This is a genomic window from Halanaerobium sp. MA284_MarDTE_T2, from assembly GCF_003337245.1.
In the GTDB taxonomy this organism is placed as follows: Bacteria; Bacillota; Halanaerobiia; order Halanaerobiales; family Halanaerobiaceae; genus QPJE01.
In genome coordinates, this window is sequence record NZ_QPJE01000011.1 from 1 (window position 1) to 18,685 (window position 18,685).

General features: G+C 33.1%; 14 protein-coding genes, 1 riboswitch and 1 other annotated feature. Of the genes, 13 read left to right on the top strand and 1 reads right to left on the bottom strand.

The genetic code is table 11. The features are described from left to right. Window positions 1–140: 140 nt before the first annotated feature. From DFR78_RS06485 to DFR78_RS06510, 6 genes are all read left to right on the top strand, one after another. A complete protein-coding gene (locus DFR78_RS06485; protein WP_114458029.1) occupies window positions 141–986 on the top strand; it encodes a serine hydrolase in 846 nt (281 codons plus the stop codon). A gap of 256 nt (window positions 987–1,242) precedes the next feature. Further along, window positions 1,243–2,595, top strand: coding sequence for a pitrilysin family protein (locus tag DFR78_RS06490; RefSeq protein WP_158531724.1), 1,353 nt, complete (start codon window positions 1,243–1,245; stop codon window positions 2,593–2,595). 110 nt (window positions 2,596–2,705) lie between these two features. Continuing rightward, window positions 2,706–4,166, top strand: a complete 1,461-nt coding sequence (locus tag DFR78_RS06495; protein WP_114458031.1) for a pitrilysin family protein — start codon at window positions 2,706–2,708, stop codon at window positions 4,164–4,166. A gap of 59 nt (window positions 4,167–4,225) precedes the next feature. Beyond that, entirely contained in the window at window positions 4,226–5,308 is a 1,083-nt protein-coding gene (locus DFR78_RS06500) for a putative sulfate/molybdate transporter (RefSeq protein ID WP_114458032.1), read from the top strand. Window positions 5,309–5,422: 114 nt separating this feature from the next. Beyond that, window positions 5,423–5,652, top strand: a binding site (T-box leader). A 172-nt stretch (window positions 5,653–5,824) separates the two neighbouring features. Beyond that, complete coding sequence (locus tag DFR78_RS06505) at window positions 5,825–7,291, top strand: tryptophanase (protein WP_114458033.1); 1,467 nt, start codon at window positions 5,825–5,827, stop codon at window positions 7,289–7,291. Window positions 7,292–7,610: 319 nt separating this feature from the next. Continuing rightward, on the top strand, window positions 7,611–8,870 hold the full coding sequence (locus DFR78_RS06510) for an MFS transporter (protein ID WP_158531725.1): 1,260 nt from the start codon (window positions 7,611–7,613) through the stop codon (window positions 8,868–8,870). Window positions 8,871–9,126: 256 nt separating this feature from the next. Here DFR78_RS06510 and dmpI read toward each other — a convergent pair whose 3' ends face one another. After that, window positions 9,127–9,312 (bottom strand): 4-oxalocrotonate tautomerase DmpI, encoded by a 186-nt coding sequence (gene dmpI / locus DFR78_RS06515; RefSeq protein ID WP_114458035.1) that lies wholly within the window; start codon window positions 9,310–9,312, stop codon window positions 9,127–9,129. A 456-nt stretch (window positions 9,313–9,768) separates the two neighbouring features. Between dmpI and DFR78_RS06520 the strand changes: the two genes are divergently transcribed. The 7 genes from DFR78_RS06520 (at window position 9,769) to DFR78_RS06550 (ending at window position 18,631) form a co-directional block, all read left to right on the top strand. Further along, entirely contained in the window at window positions 9,769–11,889 is a 2,121-nt protein-coding gene (locus tag DFR78_RS06520; protein WP_233487009.1) for an EAL domain-containing protein, read from the top strand. Further along, the gene (locus DFR78_RS06525; protein ID WP_114458037.1) at window positions 11,879–12,322 is read left to right on the top strand and encodes a GNAT family N-acetyltransferase; all 444 of its coding nucleotides are present in this window, start codon (window positions 11,879–11,881) and stop codon (window positions 12,320–12,322) included. Before DFR78_RS06520 ends, DFR78_RS06525 begins: the two co-directional genes overlap by 11 nt. A 44-nt stretch (window positions 12,323–12,366) precedes the next feature. Then, entirely contained in the window at window positions 12,367–12,876 is a 510-nt protein-coding gene (gene def, locus DFR78_RS06530) for a peptide deformylase (RefSeq protein WP_114458038.1), read from the top strand. 432 nt (window positions 12,877–13,308) lie between these two features. Continuing rightward, window positions 13,309–13,412: riboswitch (SAM riboswitch) on the top strand. An 88-nt stretch (window positions 13,413–13,500) separates the two neighbouring features. Further along, the gene (gene metF, locus DFR78_RS06535; RefSeq protein WP_114458039.1) at window positions 13,501–14,388 is read left to right on the top strand and encodes a methylenetetrahydrofolate reductase [NAD(P)H]; all 888 of its coding nucleotides are present in this window, start codon (window positions 13,501–13,503) and stop codon (window positions 14,386–14,388) included. 4 nt (window positions 14,389–14,392) lie between these two features. Then, window positions 14,393–15,094 carry a vitamin B12 dependent-methionine synthase activation domain-containing protein gene (locus DFR78_RS06540; protein WP_114458089.1) on the top strand — a complete coding sequence of 234 codons (702 nt, stop codon included), beginning with the start codon at window positions 14,393–14,395 and terminating at the stop codon, window positions 15,092–15,094. Continuing rightward, window positions 15,078–17,489 (top strand): homocysteine S-methyltransferase family protein, encoded by a 2,412-nt coding sequence (locus DFR78_RS06545; RefSeq protein ID WP_114458040.1) that lies wholly within the window; start codon window positions 15,078–15,080, stop codon window positions 17,487–17,489. The genes DFR78_RS06540 and DFR78_RS06545 overlap by 17 nt, the downstream gene beginning before the upstream one ends. Window positions 17,490–17,641: 152 nt before the next feature. Further along, window positions 17,642–18,631 carry a zinc transporter ZntB gene (locus DFR78_RS06550; protein WP_114458041.1) on the top strand — a complete coding sequence of 330 codons (990 nt, stop codon included), beginning with the start codon at window positions 17,642–17,644 and terminating at the stop codon, window positions 18,629–18,631. Window positions 18,632–18,685 lie beyond the last annotated feature (54 nt).

Sequence of the window (18,685 nt, forward strand, 5' to 3'; positions counted from 1 at the left end):
AATACAAAAGGCAAGTTAGAGGATATACTGTTGGGCTAACAGGATTTTAAGCCTGTGGAGATGGTGGGTTACCACTTCTAAGAAGCAGGAATCCTCGTGGGCTTGCCCCGAGGAGGGTCAAAGATCAGTACAGTACAAAATTGGGTGATATCAAATCTATAGAAAAAAATGAAGATGGATATTTATTAATTTTTGAAAAAGGTAGTGTTCCCGCACGAATAGAAATAAATGAAGCCAATATGATTAGCAGCCTATGGTTTGGAAATTATAGTCTTGTTAATGATAGTTTATCAGATATTGTAGAAAAATTTAGAAATTTATCAGGTGATGTTTCAATTTCAGTAATAAAAAATAATTCTGAAAAAATAATTACTTATAATGATCAGCAGAAGATGGCAGTTGGCTCTGCTTTTAAACTTCATATATTAAAAGTACTGTATCAAGAAATTGCTAATACTGAAAAAAACTGGCATGATATAATAGAGCTTAATGAAAAAAACAGATCATTGCCTTTTGGAATTATACAGAATTGGCCGGAAGGGACACCGGTTACATTAAAAACTCTTAGTATTTTAATGATTTCTCAGAATGATAATACAGCGTCAGATCATCTGTTTGATTATCTGGGTCATAAAAAGTTAGAAGCTGAATTCTCTGAAGAAAACATTCCTTTTTTAAAAACAAGAGAATTATTTATTTTAAAATTTTCTGACAAAAAAGAGATAAGAGAGCAGTATCTGAATTCATCAGTGGAGGAGAAAAGAAAAATTTTAAAAGAAATCTCTTCCGAAAAACTGAAAAATGTTGAAATTGGAGATAAGCCTGTTTCAATTGATAAGCTGGAGTGGTTTTTAAGTACGGAAGAGCTTGCCAGAATTATTTTTGAATTAAAGGATGCAGAAGAAATAAAGATTAATTCCGGGCTTGTACAGAAAAAAATTACTATCTGGCAGGCTATAAAAATGGATTGGAACCAGGTGTTTTAAATTTTACTTATATTTTACAAAAAACGCCGGAAAGTGAGATTTATACAATTTCTGTAACTGTAAACAATAAAAATAGAAATATCAATAAAGAAAAAGTGGTCCAGCTAGTAAGCCAACTTATTGATTCAGTCGTAAAAAATCAATAGTTTTAATTTGGTCTAAAACTACTGGTAGAATTATTTGCAATAGCAAAATAATGCTTTATTTTTTAAAAAATAAAATTATATATAAATTTGGAAAAGGAGCTGGATTAATTATGAAAAAAATCAACAAAAATTTATTTATTATTTTTACTTTTATTTTAATTTCTTTTATAATAATATCGGCAGTTCAGGCTGAAAATGCTGATAGTGATCTATTTATTCCTGAAGTAGATTATAAATATTATAGTTTGGACAATGGATTAGAATTATTTGTATTTGAAGACCATAAAGTTCCGATTGTAAATTTTTCGATATATTATGATGTTGGTTCAATCGATGAGAAAAAAGGTTTAACCGGTATTTCACATCTGCTGGAACATCTTATGTTTTTAGGAACAGACACCTTAAACAAAGGCCAGATATCGGAAATGATAAAAGATGTTGGGGGTTCAGAAAATGCTTCAACTGCTCACTGGAGAACAAAATATTATGAAACACTTCCTTCATCCAACCTCGAATTGGCTGTTGCTATTGAAGCTGATAGAATGAGAAATCTTAATATTTCTGAAAAAGAATTTCAGCGGGAAAAAGAAGTTGTAATTCAGGAGAGAAGGATGTATATAGAAAATGATGCTTTTAGTTCAGCAGTCGAAGAAATTAATGCTGCTGCATTTAAAAATACTCCATTAGAACACGGAATAATCGGTTGGAAAGAAGATTTAGAACAGATTACACTGGATGATATATATAATTATTACGAAAATTATTATGTACCAAGCAATGCTGTTATATCTATAAGTGGTGATGTAACAGGAGAAAAAGCTTATCAGCTGGTAAAAAAATATTTTGGTGATTATGAGTCCAAAAAAGTTAAAAAAGCTAAATTTAAATTTCCAGAGCAAAAAGAGGAAAAAGTGGTTAAGATTAGGAAAGTAACAAGAGTACCCTATATAGTAATGTTTTATAAACTGCCGTCTGGCGATAATCCAGATATGGAAGCAGTAGATTTTCTGCATAATATATTGATCAACAATTCTACATCTAGAATAATAGAAGAACTTAAACAGAAGCAGAATATATTGCTTGACGCTAATGCTTATAGGACGTCATTATCTGTCCCGAATTTTTCTAGAATTGTTTTAATTCCTAATTCAGAAATAAATATAGAAAAGGTAGTACAGGGTTTTGAAAAAGAACTGCAGAAAATAATAGAAAATGGTGTTTCCGAAGAAGAGATAAAAATTATGAAAAAAGGAATGACTAAAAATCTTATTTTAGCACAGAAGAATATAAGTAATTTTTCGGATATGATTATTGGAGATTACATTAAATACGGCAGACCAGAATTTTACAGAGAAAAAATAGAGAGAATTAACAGTGTAACTGAAGCAGATATAATAGATGCCGCTAAAAAATATTTTAATAAAAGCAGTCGGACAATAGGTTATATTATGCCCAAAAAATAAAATCTGACAGCAGTTTAAGTTAAAAGTAAAAACTTGTATTTGAGATCAGCAGCTGATATTTATTCAAGATTATTTTTGTTAATAATTAAATTTTAATAAGGGTGATAAAAATGAGAAAAAAGCTGTTTGTAATTCTGATTATTACTTCTCTTTTAATAACTTTTACAATCCATACCTCTGCAGAAGTTGATTTTACACAGGAGCTTTACAGCAAATTATCGGAAAACACCAATCCTATTCCATATTTAGATATTCCTAATTATAATTCTGCTGTTTTCCATAATGGGCTTAAAATCTATCTTTTAGAAGACCACAGCCTGCCATATATTGATATCAAAGGTTATATAAAGGGTGGAAGAATTTTAGAGAATGAAGATAATGCAGGTATAACAGATTTTATGACTGCAGTAATGAATACAGGAACACAAAATTATGGAGAAAAAGAGCTGAACAGGTTTAAAGAATTAAATGCTGTTGATCTAAATTTGTCCAGTTCTGATCATTATATATCATTTAGCGGAAATGCATTAACTTCAGAAAAAAATAAATTAATATTTCTTTTAAAGGAGATTTTATTAAGGCCCAATTTTGCAGCAGAATACCGCAGCCGACTCTTAGCTGAAAGAGAGCGTAATATACAGCAGTCCAAAACCAGACAAAATAGCCTTTTAGAAATGTATTTTTTTAAAAATATTTACTTAGGACATCCATATTCTTATGCACATGATTTGGATCTGCTGCTTGATAATTTAGATTATTATACCCCAGAGAACTTAAAAAAATATTATGATAAAACAGTTAGACCTAATAAGACAATTATGATTTTATATGGTGATTTTGACAGCAAAAAAATGCTGAAAAAACTACATAAAGAATTTAGCAGCTGGAAAAACAGCAGTGAATTCTGGAAACAGCCTACAGTAACTGCAGAAGAGAGTAATTATGGAAAAGTTATTTTGATAAACAAAGAAGATGCAACACAGGCTAAAATCAAAATGGGATATAATCTTGATATTAGATATTTTAAAGACAGAATAGCTTTTACACTCGGAAATGAAATATTTGGAGGAGGAGATTTAACTTCCAGACTCTCCAAAAATTTGCGTGCGGAAAAAGGATTAGTTTACAATATTTATTCAAAATATGTAGATAAAAAAGCTGGCGGATATTATATTTTAAATACATCTGTAAAGCCAGAAAAAACCTATCTGGCCGTGGAATCCATAAATAAAGAAATAGAAAAGATTATTCAGGGAAAAGAGCAAATAACAGAAGATGATATTTTTGAGATAGTTAACAGAAGAAATGTTTTTTTTCCCAAAAGCTACCGCAGAAAAGAAGATTTGCTTCAGTCAGTGATTTTTAATATTGAATTTAAAGAAAGAGATAAAAATTATATAAATAAATTTATTCAGGCATATAATATTTTGTCTGCTGAAGACGTAAACAAATATTTTGAGAAATATATCTATCCAGGTAGATTTTTGACAGTTATTGTTGGGAAAAAGGAAGATATTCTGCCTCAATTTGAAGAAAATAGTATTTCTGTAGAGGTTATAGAAATTGATTAAATTAGAGGTCGCTCGGCCAGTGCTGTAGCAAAAATTAGAAAGTAGGTGTTATTTTAGCTGTGGAGAAAGATTTTAGATTCAATATAGAAGAGGCAGCAGGAGCAGTAGGTGATTTTGGTACTTTAATCCCTATTATTTTTGGTGTGGCAGCAGTTACTAAAATAAATATTGCGCCTGTACTGTTCTTTTTTGGTATAAGCTATATATTAACAGGCATATATTACAAGCTGCCGATGCCGGTAGAACCAATGAAGGCAATTGGAGCAATTGCAATAAGTGGAGCCCTAACTGCAGGTGAAATTGCTGGTGCAGGTATAATGACAGGTATTATTTTTTTAATAGTTGCTCTGACTGATGGTATGAAATTTATAAAAAGATATGTTCCACACTGGTTAATTAGAGGTATACAGTTTGGTCTGGCGCTGACACTCTCTAAAACCGCACTAAATTTTATTGCTGATGATTTATTAATTGGTCTAATTTCAGCTTTTATCATAATATTGTTCTACTTTCTACCAATATCTGATATATCTTCACTGATAGTTTTTGTCCTTGGTCTTGGAGTGGGCATATATAATTATGGTTTTCCGGAAACCACAGCATTTAATCTTCCTGTTTTAACATTGCCTGCTGGAGTAGAACTGTGGTCAGGGTTTATTAAAGGAACATTAGCTCAACTGCCTTTAACTCTAGGTAATGCAGTACTGGCAACATCTCTTCTGATAAAAGATTTGCTGGATAGAAATGTGTCTGAGAGAAAAATAGTGGGAAGTATTGGTCTGATGTCCTTAATTTCATCTGCTTTTGGTGGATTTCCAATGTGTCATGGGGCAGGTGGACTGGCTGCACAGTACCGTTTTGGGGCCAGAACTGGAGGATCAAATATTATATCAGGTGTTATTATATTAACTGCTGCTTTTTTCTTTGCTTCTCAAGAATTAGTTAATATCATTCCTTTTGGAGTTTTGGGTGCTCTTTTAGTTTTTTCAGCTTTGCAGCTTTTAAACAGTGCGGTTAAAACAGAAAGCAAATTGTATACAGGTATTACAGGTATAATAGCTTTTTTTGCTGGGATGACGGCTGCTTTTCTGATAATGATGACATTCAGCCTAATAAAAAAGTTTTTGATCAGCAGAGGATAATAAATACTTTCCTCTTTTTTGCAATCTTAAGGATAATTTTGGGGAAACTCCTCGAGAAAGATAACTTGACAGATGTGGTAAAATTAAATATAATAAATATAATGTAAATAAAATCTAACAACTATGATGGGGAGAAGTAAGTCTTTAAGCATTTTAAGAGAGCCGGGTAAGCTGGGAACTGGTAATTGCTGCTGACTGAAATACACCCTTGAGTTTCTGAATTGAAAACAGTAGATTCAGACGTGTTCCGACGTTATTTGGTGAGGAAGTTAACTGCTTCCAAAAGAGTGAATCTAATTTTATTAGGTTAATTCAGGTGGTACCGCGATATTATCGTCCTGTTAAAAGGGCGATTTTGTTTTTTTGGGGGTGATAAAAGTAGGAATCTGTTTGTAAATTCAGTTGCTTTGTTCCAAGTAGGCTAAAGTTTAATTTAATTAGAGCAAACAGCAGGATGGTAAAAAATAGTAATCAAGGAATATTTAATAAACTAAAAATATTAAAGGAGAGTGTAGTATGGTAGCTAACGGAAGTCAAAATCAAATTAAATTTTATTCTGAAGAAGATGTTCCTTTAGAAATGCATAAAGTCAGGATTGTACAGAAATTAAATCTCCCGCCAATCGAAAAAAGGCTGGAGGCAATTATAGAAGCAGGAAATAATACTTTTTTATTAAATAATAGAGATGTTTTTTTGGATATGCTCACAGATAGTGGAGTTAATGCCATGAGTGACAGACAGCAGGCAGCAATGATGATGGCAGATGACAGTTATGCAGGATCTGAAACATTTACCAGATTAGAAAAAACTTTAAATGGTATTTTTGGCAAAGAATTTTTTCTCCCCACACATCAGGGAAGAGCATGTGAAAATATTATATCTGTTACTATGGTAGAAGAAGGATCTGTTGTACCAATGAATTACCACTTTACTACCACTAAGGCACATATTGTAGCAAATGGTGGTAAGGTTGAAGAAGTTTACATAGATGAAGCGTTAAATATTGAAAGCAGCCATCCATTTAAAGGAAATATGGATCTGGAGAAATTAAAAAATTTGATTAAAGAGCATGGGTCGGAAAATATTCCTTTTGTACGTATAGAGGCAGGAACAAACCTTATCGGTGGTCAGCCAGTTTCTCTGTCAAACATGAGAGAGGTTAGAGAATTATGCAATCAGGAAAATATAAAAATTGTTTTTGATGCAAGTCTGCTGGCAGATAACCTCTACTTTATAAAAACAAGAGAAGAAAAATGTAGAGATATGAGTATAGCGGAAATAACACAAGAAATAGCAGATTTAATGGATATTATTTACTTTTCAGCTCGTAAGCTGGGCAATGCACGTGGTGGTGGAATATGTACCAGTGATAGGGATATCTTTCTTAAAATGAGAGAACTGCTGCCTCTTTATGAAGGCTTTTCAACCTATGGTGGCATGTCAGTAAGAGAGATGGAAGCAATTGCAGTTGGGTTGGAAGAGACAATGGATGAAAACATGGTTAATCAGGGACCACAATTTATAAAGTTTATGGCAGAAGAATTGAAAAAGAATGATGTGCCTGTAGTTACACCCCCTGGAGGACTGGGCTGTCATATAGATGCTATGCAGTTTGTTGACCATATACCTCAGACAGAATATCCGGCAGGAGCACTGGTAGCCGCTGTTTATCTCATTAGTGGGGTTAGAGGTATGGAGAGGGGTACAATGTCAGAGCAGAGAGATGAAGATGGTAATGAAACTTTATCCAATATGGAGCTGCTCCGTCTGGCTCTGCCCAGAAGAGTATTTACCCTCTCTCAGGTTAAATATGCTGCTGACAGAATAAGTTGGCTTTATAAAAACCGCAAATTGATAGGTGGATTAGAATTTACTGAAGAACCTGAAGTGCTGAGATTTTTCTTCGGCAAATTAAAGACCACTTCAAACTGGCAGCAAAAACTGGTGGGAAAATTTAGAGAAGATTTTGGAGATAGTCTTTAAAATTTAATATATTTATAGAGAGGGCAGTTTTAGTTTTTTGCCCTCTTTTTTTATCTGAATTTTATTTAAAATTAGGAAAATTTCTGCAACTCAAGAACAAACTCAAATAAAAAATAAATGTTATGATTTGAAATCAGAACGAAATCTGCCATTGGGAAATTTGAAATATTTCGGGAAACCAATTTTTTTGAAGCAGAAATCAAATTTATTGATCTAATCCTAAAAATTTTCAATTTAACCTGTTAATGCAATTTAAGTGATGATATAATAATTTAAAATGGTCATTTTAAATTATGTATCGATAATTGGAGGATTATTAATGCTTAAAAAGGAGAATGAAGCAGGGAAGAATTTTAACTGGAAAGTGCTGATAATTATTACACTGGCTACAATGACTGGTGGACTTTATAGAAATGGTATCATGACTCTTTTTCCATTTATTCAGGCAGAATATGGTCTGGGTAAAGCTCAATTAGGATTATATTCTACTTTTATCTACATAAGTTCGGTGTCAGTTTCGATTTTTTCTGGCTGGATAGCTGACAAATGGGGAACTAAAAAATCTATGATAGCAGGGCTCAGCTGTATGGGAGTTTTTATATTTTTGCATTCATATTCTATCAATTTTGTGATGATGCTCCTTCTGGCATCAGCAACAGGACTTGGATTGAGTATTATTCTGCCGACAGGAACAAAAGGTGTTGCAGAATGGATTTCAAAAGAAAACAGATCTACTGCAGTTGGAATTATAACTTTGGGACTTTCTTTAGGAGGAGTTATTGCCGCAAGCATTTTACCCTGGACTGCATCTGCAGCAGGATGGAAAGCAGCGGTTATTTTGCTGTCTTTTACTTATTTTGTTGTTTCACTAATCTTTTTCATTTTCTATAAAAATAAAAAATCAGCAGATTCTGAAGGGAAAGATGGTGAAAAAAAAGATAAAAATAAAAAACCGGCTATTTCTGTACAGCTTAAGATACTTTTTAAAGATAAATATCTGCTGGCTCTTTGTTTTTTGGGAATTATGTTCGGAGTCGCATCAGGAATAACTGCTACTCATTTTACTCTTTATCTTTACTCAGATTTTGGTTTTTCTGAAGTTGCTGCTGGATTTGGTTTTATGGTTTTTCAGCTGGGAAGTATGGCAGGTAGACCTGGCTGGGGAATATTAAATGACAGGTTTTTGGGAGGTAATGATAAGACTGGATTTAATCTGCTTGCAGTTTTAATAATTTTAACAGCAGCTGTACTATCATTTCTCAGCAAATTAGATCCTCATATCTCTATATTATTATTTATTGCTTTTGTTCTCGGAAGTGTAGGAAGAGGTTGGAATGGTCTGTATTTTTCTGCTGTGTCCAAACAGCTGGGAGACGAAAATACAGGTATAGGTGTGGGACTTTCACTACTTTTTGTACGTTTTGGAATAATAATTGGGCCACCGATTTTTGGTCTTATTGCAGATAAAACAGGTTCATACAGTTTAAGCTGGTTAATTATGGCTGTTTATACTGTTATAGCACTTTTTACAAGTAATATACTTCTATCTAAATCCGAAAAGTCAGCTGTAAAATACTAAACAGAAAATCATCAGTAATAATTAAATTAATATCAGATCAGTTTTTGTAGAAATAATAATTTCAATATTTTATGGTTTGAGGTAGCAATTTATAAACAAAAAAAGAAAGGATTCAAAATGTGGTCAGGGGGATTGGGAAGGACATTTTTGGACTTTTATAAATTTAAGCTCCCGGGAAATAAATAATTAAGCTGTCAAACAAGATTTCCAGGGAGCTTTTTAGTTAAAGTTTATTTTTTAACTTCCGAAATAATATTTATTTTTTTTCAGATAAAAGTTCTCCTCCAACACCAATATTCTCCAGGTTATTTTCTTTGATCATTACAACAAATGACTTTTTGGGAATATTTGTAACTTTGCTGGCAGTATCAGTGAAATTTTTTACAAGTTCTTTTTTCTGTTCTTTGCTGAGTTTAGGTCCGTCAAAAACAATATGTGGCATAAATGATCCCTCCTTATAATTTTATCTAAACTTATTATATCTCATAAAATATAAAAAATCAAAACTGAATATCTAAGGAGTTTCCCCAAAATTTATTTTCAAGCTGCAAAAAGGGGGCTTTAGTCATCAACGAAATTTTTAGATTTATCTAAAACTCAATTCGGGTGTGAAATAGGGCACACTAATCAATGAGTCCTCCTGACTCATGATTAGCTCACTCCATCCTGCAGTTCAACCCTATTTCTTCCTTCATTTCGTTAAGATTCATTGACTAAAAATTTCAATATTCCTGCATCTCCCCTTTTTGCAGCAGTATATAAAAAATGGGGAAAGTCTATTGAATATCTATACTATCAGAAGATTATCAGCCTAAAATTAATAAAAAAATTGAATACAGAAATAAATCACACCAGTTTATTGATTAATATTACTATTTAAAAGGAGTAGTTGAAATTGATGAAATTCAGGAATCTATCTATAAAAAATAAAATTTTATTTGGTATAGGGCTCAGCTTTTTAGCAGCAATGATTTTTTTAATGGCAGCAGTATTCTATCAATTTGAAAATCTATCCAGCAGTAATGAGGCAGTATTGGAAGAAAAACTATTGGAACAGCTCTATAATAAATATCAAAATCTTGTAAGAACAAGGGCAATTGTTTTTGCTGAAATTTATAAGAATAATGATAATTTAACAGATGAAGAAAAAGAGAATTTGATTGCAGATATAAACAGAAATGCCGATCTGGAAAACAATTATTTTTATATATACAGTCTGGAAGGAAAAACGATTTCTCTACCTCCAACACCGGAACTCGAAGGTCAGAACAGGATGGGGTATAGTATAAAAAACAGATATCTGATAAAAGAGATGTTAGAAGTAGTAAAAAAGGGTGGAGGTCAGGTAACATATCCTTATATAAATCCACAGACAGGTAATATAGAAACAAAATATGGTTATGTAGAGCCGATAGCTGGCACAGACCTTTTTGTTGGTTCAGGTGGTTATGAAACAGAATTCAATGAAATTGTTGGGAGTTCAATAAAAAAAATAAACGAAGTCAGAAATAAGACACTTTATCTTTCACTGGTAATTTTTGCAGCTGTAACACTGATTATGTTTTTTATAATTTTGGATATTTCCAGTTATTTCAACAAACAAGTTAACCGACTTATTTCTGCATTTAAAGAAGTGGAAAAAGGCAGGTTGGATTTAAATTTAACCTATGAGAGCAGGGATGAATTTGGCAGACTTACCAGAGGTTTTAACACTATGCTGAATAAAATAAATAATTTAACCTATAATGATCCTCTGACCGGACTGCCGAATATGAATTTTCTACAGATGAATCTACGTGATGCACTTGAAAACAATAAAAATTCCAGTAAAAACCTTTATTTATTCACTCTTATAACAGATAATTTAAATCTCATTAACAGCAATTATGGGTTTCAAAAAGGAAATAAGCTTTTAAAAGAAATATATCAGAGGCTTAATAAGGAACTGGACAATAAAACAATTATAGCCCGCAAAAATGATGAATTTATCTTTTATTTTACTTCTAGAAGCGGCAGAGAAAAAATGCTGTCTTTTGCTTCAGAAATTTTAAAAAATCTTTCTTTTCCATATGAAATAGATGAAGTACTTATATATATAAAACCTAAAATTGGAATAGCAAAAGCAGCTGTTCCAGATGAAAACTGCAGCAGCCTATTAAAAAAATCCAGAATTGCTGTCCATTTTGCCGAGGATAAAAGTAAGATAGCTTTTTATAATAGAAAAATGGATGGGAAACTTTCCGGCAGAATGAATCTGGAAAATAAGCTTCGCTATGCAATCAAAGAAGAGCAGTTTGAACTTTACTATCAACCACAGGTTGACGGCAGAAAAAATAGAATTATTGGTGTAGAAGAACTTATTCGCTGGAAACATCCGGAAAGCGGACTCATCTCACCGGGGGATTTTATTCCATTAGCAGAAGATACAGGTATGATTTTGGAACTAGGAGATTGGATATTAAACGAATCTATCAAACAGCTTAAAATTTGGAATGAGAAAGGATATAATGATTTAAAGATGTCTGTAAATATTGCTCCTCAGCAGTTTCAGGAAGATGATTTTATAGAAAAAATAAAATCAATCTTAAATGATTATGATGTAAATCCAGCATTTCTGGAATTAGAAATTACTGAGAGAACAGCTATTAGAGATGTGGAATATACAATAGATGTTTTAAACAGGCTTAAAAAATTGGGAGTATCAATAGCTATAGATGATTTTGGTACAGGATATTCTTCACTGGAATATTTGAACCGCTTTGCAATAGATAAGTTAAAGATAGATAAATCTTTTCTGCATAAGAGAGATAACTTTAATATTGTAAAAACAATAATAATGATGGGCCAGACACTTGATCTGGAAGTTGTGGCAGAGGGGGTAGAAACAGAAGAAGAACTTGACTTTTTGGCGGCAAACGGATGTTATCTATATCAGGGTTATTATTTTGCCAGACCTGCACCAGCTGAAATGATTGAAAATAATTTTTTGAAGAACAGGAGCTTAAATAATGAACTTTAAGATAAAACATTTTAATCAACTTAATACAGATATTTTATACAGAATCCTGAAAGCGAGAATAGATGTATTTGTAGTAGAACAAAACTGTCCTTATGCAGAATGTGATAACAAAGATCAGCAGTCCTATCACCTCTATTATGAAGAGAATGAGGAGATAGCTGCTTATTTAAGAATATTACCGGCCGGACTTTCTTACAGTGAACCTTCAATCGGCAGGGTGCTTGTGGCAGAAAAATTTAGAAGGAAGAGGTATGCGGAAAAGATGATGAAAACTGCTGCAGCTTTTATTAAAGAAAAATTTGCAGCAGATTCGATCCGTATTTCGGCCCAGAAATATTTAAATGATTTTTATCAGAGTCTGGGTTATAAAAATGTTTCTGAAGTTTATCTGGAAGACGGTATACCCCATATTGAAATGCTGCTTGAATTTTAAATAATAATCTTAAAATAAAGAGGGAAGATTAGAAAGGAGAAAAAATGGCTGTTAAAGAAGTTTTAAAACTGGGTAATCCAATATTAAGGGAAGAATCTGAACCGATAAAAAAATTTGATAAAGATCTGGAAGAAATTGTTGAAGACTTAAAAGATACATTAATTAATCTGCAGCAGGAGAAGAAAACCGGCAGAGCACTTGCCGCTCCACAGATAGCTTATTTAAAAAAAGTAGTTTATGCCAGTGTGCCTGATGAAGAGATAATAATGATCAATCCAGAGATAAACTGGAAAAGCAGCGAAATGTTTTATGTCTGGGACAGCTGTTTCAGTATGGATATAGCTTTTTTTGTAAAGATTTTGCGGCATAAAAAAATTAGAGTAAATTATATAACTCCAGAAGGAGAAAATATAGAGCGAGAATTTACAGATGATATGGCTGAACTTTTTCAGCATGAGATAGATCATTTATATGGAATAATGGCAGCAGACCATCTTAAAGATAATAAAAATATCATAATGAGAAGTGAATACGAAAAAAAATACAGCAGTTAATAACTCTGCTGCATTTCCCCCAAAAGATACATGCCGGGGATTAATAAAAATGCCGCCAACTCCACGGGCAATGACATTGGCATAAGCAGCACCTGCAATACCATAAATAGGAGTTCCCCAAAAATTTATTTTCAAGCTGCAAAAAGGGGGCTTTAGTCATCAACGAAATTTTTAGATTTATCTAAAACTCAATTCGGGTGTGAAATAGGGCACACTAATCAATGAGTCCTCCTGACTCATGATTAGCTCACTCCATCCTGCAGTTCAACCCTATTTCTTCCTTCATTTCGTTAAGATTCATTGACTAAAAATTTCAATATTTCTGCATCTCCCCTTTTTGCAGCAGTATATAAAAAATGGGGAAAGTCTATACCATAAATTCTTGACATAGATCATTTAATATGGTAAAGTAATCAAAAATAGCATAATAATATCTTATCAAGAGAGGTGGAGGGAACTGGCCCTGAGAAACCCGGCAACCAGCAGTTTATTCTGCCCGGTGCTAAATCCAGCAGGATAAACCTGAAAGATAAGTTATCCTAGGCCATTTCTTTTTCAGGGAGTGGATTTTTTAATTAAACAACATTTATTGATGATAATATATTAAGGAGAGAAAAGGTTAAAATGAAAATTAAAGATATTTTTGCAGAAAAAAAAGTGGTATTCTCACTGGAAATTTTTCCACCTAAATATGATATGCATATTGAAACAATATATAAGGTGCTGGATAAATTTAAAAAAATTGAGCCTGATTATATGAGTGTTACTTATGGTGCAGGTGGAGGGGTAAACAACAATAAAACCTGTGAGATTTCATCTTTATTAAAAGAAAAATATGGAGTAGAGCCCCTGGCACATTTAACCTGTATCAATTCTACCCAGGAAAATATAGATGATATTTTGGAGAGATTGAAGGCTAATAAGATAGAAAATATTCTGGCCTTAAGAGGGGATAAACCACTTGACGGCAGTCAGACAGGAAATTATAATTATGCCTATCAGCTGATTGATTATATTAAGAAAAAAGGAGATTTTGGAGTGGCTGCTGCTTCCTATCCTGAAGGACATCTGGAAACAGAGAATCTGGCAGAAGATATTGAATATTTGAAACACAAGGTTGATTATGGTGTCGATTATTTGATAACTCAAATGTTTTTTGATAACCAGATTTTTTATAATTTTATCAGTCAAATAAGAAAAAAGGGGATTGATATACCTATTGAAGCAGGTATTATGCCTGTTATTAACAAAAAACAGGTGGGAAGAATAATTGAATTATCAGATGCATATTTTCCCGAAAAATTTAAAAAGATACTTGTTAAATATCAGGATAACCCTGAAGCACTGCGTGATGCTGGGATAGCATATGCTGTAGAACAGATTGTAGATTTAATATCCAGTGATGTTGATGGGATTCATCTTTATACGATGAATAATCCCTTTGTAGCGAGGAAAATCAAAGAAGCTATTGAATCATTATTAAAACATATAAATCATAAAAAGGTTGGATAAAGTGATGGAATTTAAAATAGACAGATCTGAAGTATTGATGTATCTGCAGACATCTAAAGATTTAAAAGATAAAAATATTATACAGTTAATCAGTCAAGCATCGGCAGAGGTAAAAGATTTAATTGATTTTCGCTATTTATATAAAAAATTCCCGATAGAAATTTCTCAAAAAGGAATAAAATTATTAAATACAACCCTTACATTAAAAGGTAAAAGCATTAAAAAACATTTAAAAAAGTCACCAGAAATATATTTAATGGCAGTTACTCTGGGTGTACAAATTGATAAAAAAATATCGCTTTATGATAAAACTTCTGTCACAAAAGCAGTAATCTTTGATGCTTGCGCAACAGCAGCAGTTGAAGAAGGCTGTGATAAAGTCGAAGCTGAAATAAAAAGAAAAGCATTTAATGATGGATATAAAGACATTACCTTTCGCTATAGTCCGGGCTATGGTGACCTAAGTATAGAAGTTCAGAAAGAGCTTTTAAGAATACTTAATGCTCCCAAAAAAATTGGTTTAACAGTTTCTAAATATAATATGCTTCAGCCAAATAAATCAGTCACTGCTGTAATCGGCATGTTGACAGAAAAAACAGAAAGTGATGGAGAATTTTCTTTTGAAAAAAGACACTGCAGACAGTGTAATTTATATAATGACTGTCAGTTGAGGAGAAAGGGGAACTACTGTGGAACTAAAAAATAGGCTGGGGAAAGAAATAATAATTTTTGATGGAGCAATGGGGACTGTACTACAGATGAGAGGACTGAAAGCAGGAGAACTGCCCGAAATATTGAACATAGAAAAAAGTAAAGAAATCGTTGATATACATAAAAGCTATTTAGAGGCTGGGGCAGAGATTTTAACCACCAATACTTTTGGAGCAAATACCTTAAAAATGGATGAAACTGATTATTCTGTGGAAGAAATTATTAGAGCAGCAGTCAGTAATGCCCGCAGAGCTGTAGATGAAAGTTCTGTAGATGCACTGGTTGCCCTGGATATTGGCCCTTTAGGAGAGCTTCTGGAGCCGATGGGAAGTTTAACTTTTGATGAAGCATATCAGCTTTTCAAACAACAGGTTAAAATAGGTGAAGAAGCAGGAGCAGACCTCATACATATAGAAACTATTGCAGATCTATATGAAGCAAAAGCTGCGGTTCTGGCTGCTGAGGAAAATTCTGACCTGCCTGTCTTCTGTACAATGACCTTTGAGGAAAACGGCAGGACTTTTACCGGGGGCAGTATCCGTTCTATGATTTCTGTACTTGAAGGTCTGGGTGTAGATGCATTAGGTTTAAACTGTTCCCTGGGGCCGGAAAAACTAAAACCACTGGCAGAAGAAGTGCTGAAATATTCAGAAATTCCGGTAATTATGCAGGCAAATGCTGGGCTTCCTGTTGTAGAAGATGGAGAAACGGTTTTTAAGATTTCACCAGAAGAATATTTTAAGCCTTTAGCAGAACTTTATCAAAAAGGGCTGGCTGTTGTTGGAGGCTGCTGTGGTACAGATAAAAACTTTATTTCTATTATTGCAGAGAATCTAAAAAATAAAAAAGTTAAGAGCAGAAGAATAATAAAAGAGAGCACAGTCTGTTCACCCTCACAATATGTTAATCTTGCCAGTATTAATGTGGTAGGAGAGAGAATTAATCCGACTGGAAAACCTGTTTTCAAAAATGCACTTAAAAATAGTGATTTAGATTATATATTTAAAGTTGCTGTAGAAGAAGTGGAAGCAGGAGCAGATATACTGGATGTCAATTTAGGGCTGCCGGATATAGATGAGAAAGAGATGATGATCAGAACAATTAAAGAACTGCAGGGGATTTTAGACATTCCTCTTCAGATTGATTCCAGTGATCCTGATGTTATAGCAGGTGCTTTGAGATATTATAATGGGACTGCAGTGGTTAATTCTGTTAATGGAGAGACTGCTGTACTTGATAAGATCTTACCTTCAGTAAAAAAATATGGGGCAGCTGTTATTGGCCTTACTATGGATGAAAGCGGTATACCTGACAGTTCAGAAGAAAGATTTAAAATTGCCGAAAAAATAGTTAATAAAGCGGATGAGTATGGAATAAAGAGAGGGAAAATTATAATTGACTGCCTTACTTTAACTGCTTCTGCCCAGCAGGAAGGTGTAAAAGAAACCCTTAAAGCAATAAAGAGAGTAAAGGAAGAATTGGGAGTTAATACTACTCTTGGGATTTCCAATGTTTCTTTTGGGCTGCCTGCACGTTCGGTTCTCAATAGAACTTTTTTGAGTATGGCTCTTTTCCAGGGCTTAAATCTGCCTATAATTGATCCCAATGATAGAGAAATGATGGCTTCAATTAAAGCTGCAGCAGTTTTAAATAATATTGATCAAGGTGCTGTTCAATATATAGAATACATGGCGAAAAACAAAGATAATGTTGCTCCAGAAAAAAAAGAAATTCTGGAATCAGAAGAATTGGGTGATAAAGTCGATGATTTGAAAATGGTCATTATAAAAGGTTTAAAAAATGCAGCCGGTCCTTTAACCGAAAAGATATTAAAAGAAAAAGAAGCGTTAGAAGTAGTAAATGAATATTTAATTCCTGCTCTGGATATTGTCGGTGATAGTTATGAACAGGGAGAAATTTTTCTACCTCAACTTGTACAGTCTGCAGAAACTGTAAAGGAAGCCTTTGCTGTTATTAAGCAGAAGATGGCACACAGTGGTGGCAGAAATATTGCAAAAGGGAAAATTGCCGTTGCGACTGTAAAAGGTGATGTACATGATATAGGGAAAAACATAGTAAAAATAGTACTGGAAAACTACGGCTATCAGATAATTGATCTGGGTCGAAATGTGCAGACTGAGGAGATTGTTAGAACAGTAAAAGAAAATGAAATTAAACTTATAGGTTTAAGTGCACTTATGACTACTACAGTAAAAAATATGGAAAAAACCATAAAAGCTGTCAGAAAAGAAACTCCTGACTGTCGGATAATGGTTGGAGGAGCTGTACTTACATCAGATTATGCAGATATGATAGAAGCTGATTTTTATGCAAAAGATGCTAAAGAAGCAGTTAAGATAGCGCAAAAAGTATTTGCTGAAATAAATTAAGGCTGCGAATAATAAAATTTAAAAATAGTGTTAATTGAGAAAGGAAAGTCATCTAATAATATTTTAAAAACAGGAAAAGTTTTAATTATCTCGAATCTTAATATAAGGGATAAGGGTCAAATAATTTAAATCTTTTCAGGAAAGGAGACAAGATGAATAATACAAATGAAGCTCTGCTGAATGGATATATAATTACTGAAGAAAAGATAGAAAAGATAAAAGACCTTAACCTTAATAATATAACAGAAAGAGATAGTCTGGGTGAAAAGGGATTTCTCTGGTATCATTTAAATGTGGGAACTGAAGAGACTAGGACCTGGCTTAAAAACAAAAGTGGATTATCAGAAATTGTAATTCAGGAACTGATCTCTGAGGAAACTAGACCCCGAATTCTAAAAGATGATGACGGTATTTTGATCAATTTGCGGGGACTAAATTTTAATGCTGATTCTGATGAAGAAGACATGGTTTCTCTTCATATGTGGATTGAGCCAGGTAGAATAATTACCAGCAGAAGTGAGCGAGTACTGACAATGGATGAGATAGATAAGAGCTATGACGCTGGTGCTGGCCCACTTTCTATAAATGATTTTTTGATACGAGTAATAGATGGTATTACAAATAAGATTAGTGAGTACATATATGATATGGAAGAACAGATAGATGATATGGAAGAAGAGGTTTTGACAGGAGAAACCGATAGACTTCGTTCCCAACTATCTGAGAAGAGAAGAAAAACTATTATTATCAGGCGCTATATAGTACCTCAGAGAGAACTTATGGCCAGGCTTTATAGAGAAAAAATTCCCTGGCTGACAGAGGCAAATAAAGAATATATTTATGAATTTTCCGACCGAACTATCAGACTGCTGGAAGAACTTGATAATATTCGTGATAGGGCGGCACTTATACATGAAGAGATTAACAATAGGATAAATGATCAGATGAATCGGACCATGTATATTTTGTCGATAGTAGGAAGTATCTTTCTTCCTCTTGGATTTTTAACAGGACTGTTTGGAATTAATATTGGCGGCATGCCGGGTGTAGATAATGATTCTGCTTTCTGGATATTTTCCTTTTCTATGGTTATACTAATAGTGATAGAATATATTTTGTTTAAAAAAAATAACTGGCTTTAATTTAACCGCTGGACTTTCCCCATTTTTTATATACTGCTGCAAAAAGGGGAGATG

Excerpts from the sequence above, each read along its gene's own strand:
- DFR78_RS06490 (WP_158531724.1), top strand. The coding sequence starts at position 1,243 with ATGAAAAAAATCAACAAAAATTTATTTATTATTTTTACTTTTATTTTA.
- DFR78_RS06495 (WP_114458031.1), top strand. The coding sequence starts at position 2,706 with ATGAGAAAAAAGCTGTTTGTAATTCTGATTATTACTTCTCTTTTAATA.
- DFR78_RS06505 (WP_114458033.1), top strand. The coding sequence starts at position 5,825 with ATGGTAGCTAACGGAAGTCAAAATCAAATTAAATTTTATTCTGAAGAA.
- DFR78_RS06510 (WP_158531725.1), top strand. The coding sequence starts at position 7,611 with ATGCTTAAAAAGGAGAATGAAGCAGGGAAGAATTTTAACTGGAAAGTG.
- dmpI (WP_114458035.1), bottom strand. The coding sequence starts at position 9,312 with ATGCCACATATTGTTTTTGACGGACCTAAACTCAGCAAAGAACAGAAA.
- DFR78_RS06520 (WP_233487009.1), top strand. The coding sequence starts at position 9,769 with ATGAAATTCAGGAATCTATCTATAAAAAATAAAATTTTATTTGGTATA.
- DFR78_RS06525 (WP_114458037.1), top strand. The coding sequence starts at position 11,879 with ATGAACTTTAAGATAAAACATTTTAATCAACTTAATACAGATATTTTA.
- def (WP_114458038.1), top strand. The coding sequence starts at position 12,367 with ATGGCTGTTAAAGAAGTTTTAAAACTGGGTAATCCAATATTAAGGGAA.
- metF (WP_114458039.1), top strand. The coding sequence starts at position 13,501 with ATGAAAATTAAAGATATTTTTGCAGAAAAAAAAGTGGTATTCTCACTG.
- DFR78_RS06540 (WP_114458089.1), top strand. The coding sequence starts at position 14,393 with ATGGAATTTAAAATAGACAGATCTGAAGTATTGATGTATCTGCAGACA.
- DFR78_RS06550 (WP_114458041.1), top strand. The coding sequence starts at position 17,642 with ATGAATAATACAAATGAAGCTCTGCTGAATGGATATATAATTACTGAA.